General features: G+C 62.9%; 6 protein-coding genes. 3 read left to right on the top strand and 3 right to left on the bottom strand.

The window, feature by feature from the left end:
- Nucleotides 1-100 precede the first annotated feature (100 nt).
- The gene (locus ACFDTG_RS15915; RefSeq protein WP_375291933.1) at nt 101-1,015 is read right to left on the bottom strand and encodes a catalase family protein; all 915 of its coding nucleotides are present in this window, start codon (nt 1,013-1,015) and stop codon (nt 101-103) included.
- Between the two features lie 30 nt (nt 1,016-1,045).
- On the opposite strand from ACFDTG_RS15915, the gene ACFDTG_RS15910 reads away from it, so the two are divergent.
- Nucleotides 1,046-1,327: a hypothetical protein gene (locus ACFDTG_RS15910; protein ID WP_375291932.1), complete on the top strand. Its 282-nt coding sequence runs from the start codon at nt 1,046-1,048 to the stop codon at nt 1,325-1,327.
- Nucleotides 1,324-1,941 (top strand): TetR/AcrR family transcriptional regulator, encoded by a 618-nt coding sequence (locus tag ACFDTG_RS15905; RefSeq protein ID WP_063512052.1) that lies wholly within the window; start codon nt 1,324-1,326, stop codon nt 1,939-1,941. The genes ACFDTG_RS15910 and ACFDTG_RS15905 overlap by 4 nt, the downstream gene beginning before the upstream one ends.
- Before the next feature lie 26 nt (nt 1,942-1,967).
- Here ACFDTG_RS15905 and ACFDTG_RS15900 read toward each other — a convergent pair whose 3' ends face one another.
- The gene (locus tag ACFDTG_RS15900; protein WP_063512053.1) at nt 1,968-3,530 is read right to left on the bottom strand and encodes a mechanosensitive ion channel family protein; all 1,563 of its coding nucleotides are present in this window, start codon (nt 3,528-3,530) and stop codon (nt 1,968-1,970) included.
- Nucleotides 3,531-3,772: 242 nt separating this feature from the next.
- Nucleotides 3,773-4,387, bottom strand: coding sequence for a TetR/AcrR family transcriptional regulator (locus tag ACFDTG_RS15895; protein ID WP_375291931.1), 615 nt, complete (start codon nt 4,385-4,387; stop codon nt 3,773-3,775).
- 129 nt (nt 4,388-4,516) lie between these two features.
- On the opposite strand from ACFDTG_RS15895, the gene ACFDTG_RS15890 reads away from it, so the two are divergent.
- The coding region (locus tag ACFDTG_RS15890) for an FAD-dependent monooxygenase (protein WP_375291930.1) at nt 4,517-5,364 on the top strand (848 nt) is incomplete at its 3' end.

Raw genomic sequence — 5,364 nt, 5'->3', positions numbered from 1 at the left:
CAGCTCTCGCGCGCGGCGGCGGATTTCTTCGGGCTTGCTCTCATCGGCGAGACGCGGATCGGTGCTTCTGGTCATGGCGCGCTCCTTTTGCGCTTGGTGGTCAATCGGGAATGTCGGACAGGGCCTGCGGCTCTATGCGCGGGCGATCGTTCTGAGTGTGACGATAGGTGCTGGACCGTTCGTAGGCCGCGCGGCGAATGCGCATGATGCCGCCCAGCGGGCGATGCGCCTCGACGCCGTTCCATGGATTGAACGACAGCACATCGTCGCCGAAAACCTGGCGTGGCGGGCTGTAGGGGTCCTGGCCGTCGAAGCGCAGCGTGGCGATGGCACGATGGGGAGACTTTTCCTCTTCCCACAACACGGCAGCATCTTCCACCGGCATCGTTTCGAGATCGGTGCAGAGCTGCGCGCGCAATTCATATTCGGTGCCGTTCGCGCGGAAAAAATCGCCGATTACGTCGCGCATGGTCGAATATTGGACGTCTTCGAGATCCCGACCGGTCAAATCGCGCACGGATTGGGATTTCGGGGCGAGCGACAGTTTGGCGACATGGTCGCCGAACCGGACAGCGGCCTGCGTATGATAGGTTTCGCCGAGAGGATGATTGTTGTCGCGCGCCAACCCCTCGAGCGTCGCGCTCGGCACCTTGCCCACCGCTTCCACCGCATCCTTCGCGCCGCGCGCCACGCCGGCAACGAGGCGTTGGAAGAAATCGGGCGCATGCGCGTTCTTTTCGAGCAGACCCAGCATCTGCTTGTATTTCGGGATCGTGCCGAAGGCGAGCACCGGGAAATTCACCATCAGGAAATCCTGGTTCTCGCCACCGATGTCGGGCGAAAGCCGGTCACCCGGAACGCCGATCACCTTGATCGCGAAACCGCGCGGGGCCGGAACCTCGTCCGAATGGATATCGCCCGGCGCGGACGAAAGCCGCGCGACGACCTCGTAGGTCTTCGGAGAAGCGAAGATGCCCTGCGCAAGCTCAGCCGACAGACCGTCGTGCACGGTCATGCTACCCTTAAGGATCGCGTGCGATTTCGCATGGGCATCGCGATGGGCGTGCCGATGCCGTTCGAACGCGTTGCGCGCCGTCGCATTCATCTGTTCGACGATCTCGCGCGTCAGCCGCTGTTCGTCGGGATCGACTTGCTCGACATCAGGGGTGAACCGTATGGGCTGCATGGGCAACAACTCCTGCCTGTTTTGCCTGCTGAAAAGGATCGACGGGAAACCGATCCTCTGGCCGGGCATTTGAAATATCAAGTGATATCTGAAAATTTGGTTCCGAAAATCAGGATTTTTGAGACGGATCGAGCACCATGAGCGGCGAAACCACCACCAAATCGCGTCGGCAAAGCCAGGCGGAAACACGCGCCAAGCTGATCAAATCGGCCGAGCGGCTGATGATCGCCCATTCCATCCCGGCACTTTCCGTGCGCCAGCTCTGCGCCGACGCCGGATTTACGCAAGGCGCCTTTTATTCGAACTTCGAGAGCAAGGAGTTGCTGCTGCTCGAAGTCATGGAAGGTCACTTGGCCGAACAGCGGGACCGACTGGAAGACCTCGCCGCCTCGATCCCGGAAGCCGATATCGACCAGGCCATGCAAACGCTTGCTGCGTGGCTAGCCGACATCCCCGATCGCCAGGCCTGGGCGGCGCTGGCGCTGGAATTGCAGCTCTATGCCTTTCGCAACCCGGAATTCCGCGCGCAGTACAAGGCTGCGGAGGCGCGTGTAACGGCCCAGTTCCGGGTTCTGATCGAAGGCCTGGCCGCCCAGTTTGGGCAGCCACTCCGCTTGCCCGCCGATGTCATCACCGAAACCTTGCTCATACTCTGGCATACCGCGGTCTTGCGATCGGGCGACGGCACCCAGCCGGAAGAAAGTTACGTGAAGGTCTTCAGGCAGATCATGTTCGGCGAACCGTCAGCCGGATAGCGTTGCGTGACCGCCACCATACCGCATCACCCTTGCCCGGTTTCGTCCTTGCGCAGGTAAAGGGTCTGTGTCGGGAAGGCGAACCCGATGCCTGCCTGTTCCAATCGCTCGTAGATGTCGAGCATGAGATCGTTGCGGATTCTCAGGCTTTCGTCGAAATCGGCGGTCATGATGTAGGCAAAGGTTTCGATCGCCAGCGAGTCCGTTGCAAAATAACGTAATGTCGCCCGGCGCGGCTCCGGGGCGATGTGCTCGTTCTGTGCGAGCGCCTCTGCTATCAGGCCAATCCCTTCACGCAGCTTGGCCGCATCCAAGGCGTATTCGAGGCCGATCGTCTCGTTGAAGAGGAAACGTTCGCGCTTGGTATAGTTTTCGATCTGGCGTGAGGAAAAATCGCCATTGGGGATCGTGACGACGGTTCGTTCCAGCGTCCTGATCCGGGTCGACCGCATCCCGATATCCTCGATCGTGCCGAGCACATCGCCGACCTTGCACACATCCCCGACCTGCACCGGCCGGTCGGCCAGCACGGATACGGTGCCGACCAGGTTCTCGACCGTCTTCTGTGCACCCAGCGCCAAGACCAGACCGCCGATGCCGAGCGCCGCCACACCAGCGGTGACATCGAAGCCGAGCGTGTCGAGGATGCCGAGCGCCCCCAGGACCAACAGTCCGGCCTTGATAACCCGGCGGGCAAAGACGATGACAGACGCGCTCTGGTACCGCGCGCGCCGCGTCATGCGCAGCGACAGCCACCGGGCGAGCGCATCGACCAGGCGGAACAGGAACCACAGGAACACGATCCACGCTGCAATGCCGAGATAGCGCAGCACGACCTGACGCGCGACGATCGAGATCGGCGCAGCGTCCGACCACAGCCGGAAACCGACGATGGTGACAACCAGCGCCAGCGGCGGCAGGGCGGCATCGAGGACCCGGTACACCGCCCCATCGCGCGAGAGGACCTGCCGCAGACCGAGCAGGACCAGCGCGGCCAGCAACCGGGTCGCGATGAAGACGGCGATCAATAGTCCCAGCAGCTTGACCCAATCCAGCGCAGGGGCACCGGCGACGATAGCCTCTTCTTCCGGGATCGCCTGCGGTTCGATATCCGGGAGCGCCTGTAGCGTTTCCGCCGACAGCCGCCAGATGGCAGGCCCGTCCGTGCCGCTGCTCTGTGTCAGCAGGATGGGTATCTCGCCCCCGGCGAGTGTCCCGACCTGTTCGCGTGTCGGGCCGAGGCCATCGTCGAGCCGCCCGTTGGGCTCGTTGGCCAGTTCCTGATAGGTGGCGAGCGTCCCGCCCGCATCGAGCGCTGCGCGCAGGCGCGGCACGACCTCTGCGCGATCCATACCGGCAGGCAGGTCGAGATAGGGATCGAGGGCACCAGGATCTTCGCTCGCCAGCACGCCCAGCAGATTGGTCACGGTCGATCGCGGCGTTTCCCGCCCGAAGGGATCCATCGCCACCTGCGCCTCGGCGGCGTCCCCGGACGACGGAAGAATCGACGTCGCGGCGAAAGCTGCGACGCCGCAAGTGAGCAGTACGGTTGCCAGCAAAGCGTGGAAAAAGGCGAGGATCTTACGCATTTTGGGGGAATGTTTGGCGCGCGAGTGGCGGTTTTTCAACAGCAGACGTGCTCACCATTGTAGTACAGGTAACTTCCTGCGCTGGAGAGCTGTCCTGTTTGCCCGAGCAGGCGGGTAGGACACGCGCGCGCCTCCAGCGTCAGATATCGAGGCACAGCAAGAAACCGAAGTCGTAGCATATGGCTCGTTCGCGTTCAGCGTGATCAGTATTGCGTAGCGGCTATCGGTTTGGGCGGTTTGCTTCAAGGCCACAGCGCGCGCAAAACCTCGTCCACCAACGCGTCTTGCGCCTGCGCGTCCACCTCTCCCGACCGCATTGTCGCGGCCAGCCGTCCTTCGGTGGCCAGATGCGCCAGTCCGTGCGCGGGGACGATGGCGGCGATCAGGCGCGGATCCAGTCGCTCGAACTCGGGGGTCGGCACGCCGAGGCCGCGTGTTCCGGCAGCGGCGGCGGCGAGCGGGCGCATCGCCCGATAGACCGCAGCCCGCAGGTCATCGTCCTCCAATTCGATCAAGTCGGTGCGGCCCATCAGGCGGAAACGGCCCGTGTTGTCGCGCGCGAACCTAACATAGACGGCGGTCAGCGCTCGCAGCGCCGCGTTGCCATCCAGCCCCTCTGCCGCGCCTGCCAGTTGCTTGCCCAGTGCCTCGTAACTGCGCCGCGCCACCTGCGTCAGCAAGCCCGCCATGCTGCCGAAATGATGCGTTGGCGCGCCGGGGGATACGCCCGCCTTGCGCGCTGCCTTGCGCAGCGTGAAGCCTTCCACGCCTTCTGCGGCGATGATCTCTTCCGCGGCGGAAATCAGCGCGCTGCGCAGGTCGCCATGATGATAGCTGTCGCGTTTCGTCTTGGTCATGAGGGCAATCTGGCACGCAATCTAAACAGTGTCTAGACAAAAAGCGCGCGAGGTATCTATACAGTGTTCATATCGGTTCGGGCGCAGGGGCTTTCGCCCCTCACCCCCGACAGGAAGGATACAGCAATCATGACTCAACGCGCTCTTATCGTCGGCCTCGGCATCGCCGGAATGGCCAGCGCCATGTCGCTTAAGAAGGCCGGGTGGGAACCCGTCATCGTCGAACGCGCGCCTGAGCGGCGGACAGGCGGCTATTTCATCGGCCTTCAGGATGCGGGCAAACATGCGGCGGAAAGGCTGGGCGTGCTGCCCGGCATCCATATCCGCACGCCCGAAGCCTCGCCGAATTGGCACATGACGAAAGACGGCAGACGTGTGCGCGTAGCCGGGTTCGCCGACCAGCCGACCCGGCCTGCCACGCTGCTGCGCGGTGATATCGAAGAAGGGTTGTGGAACGGCGTCGACGGGCAGGTCGAAATCCGGTTCGGCACAAGCCCCGTGGCCATTGTTGAGCGCGCGGACGGCGTCGATGTGACGCTGGATACGAAAGACGGCAGTTCAACGATCGAGCGCTTCGACCTGGTGATCGGTGCCGATGGCCTGCGCTTCACCGTGCGCAAGCTGGTGTTCGGCCCGCAAGAGAAGTTCATGCATTCGCTGGATGCGGTGATCTGCGCTTATCAGCTAGAAGAACAGATGGAGACATTCCGCCAGCGCGACGGAGTAATCCTCAATCAGGATAAACGCTCGCTCTGGGTCTTCCCGCTGCAGGATCATACGCCGACGGCGTTCTTTGCCTATCGCACCAAGGATGTAGATGCGCAGTTCGAACGGCCTGCGGTGGAAACGCTGCGCGATGTCTTTGCCGATATGGAGCCCCACTCCATCGTGGAGGAAGCGCTGGAGGATCTGTCCAACGCGCCCGACTATCTGTTCGATTCGGTCCACACGGTGGAGATGGACCGCTGGCACAAGGG

The organism is Qipengyuania sp., assembly GCF_042095715.1.
Lineage (GTDB): Bacteria > Pseudomonadota > Alphaproteobacteria > Sphingomonadales > Sphingomonadaceae > Qipengyuania.
This window is presented reverse-complemented; position numbering and strand designations above follow the sequence as displayed.

Bases quoted from the DNA above. Each gene is read 5' to 3' on its own strand.
- ACFDTG_RS15910 (WP_375291932.1), top strand. From the start codon at position 1,046: ATGGGCATCGCGATGGGCGTGCCGATGCCGTTCGAACGCGTTGCGCGC.
- ACFDTG_RS15895 (WP_375291931.1), bottom strand. From the start codon at position 4,387: ATGACCAAGACGAAACGCGACAGCTATCATCATGGCGACCTGCGCAGC.
- ACFDTG_RS15915 (WP_375291933.1), bottom strand. From the start codon at position 1,015: ATGACCGTGCACGACGGTCTGTCGGCTGAGCTTGCGCAGGGCATCTTC.
- ACFDTG_RS15900 (WP_063512053.1), bottom strand. From the start codon at position 3,530: ATGCGTAAGATCCTCGCCTTTTTCCACGCTTTGCTGGCAACCGTACTG.
- ACFDTG_RS15905 (WP_063512052.1), top strand. From the start codon at position 1,324: ATGAGCGGCGAAACCACCACCAAATCGCGTCGGCAAAGCCAGGCGGAA.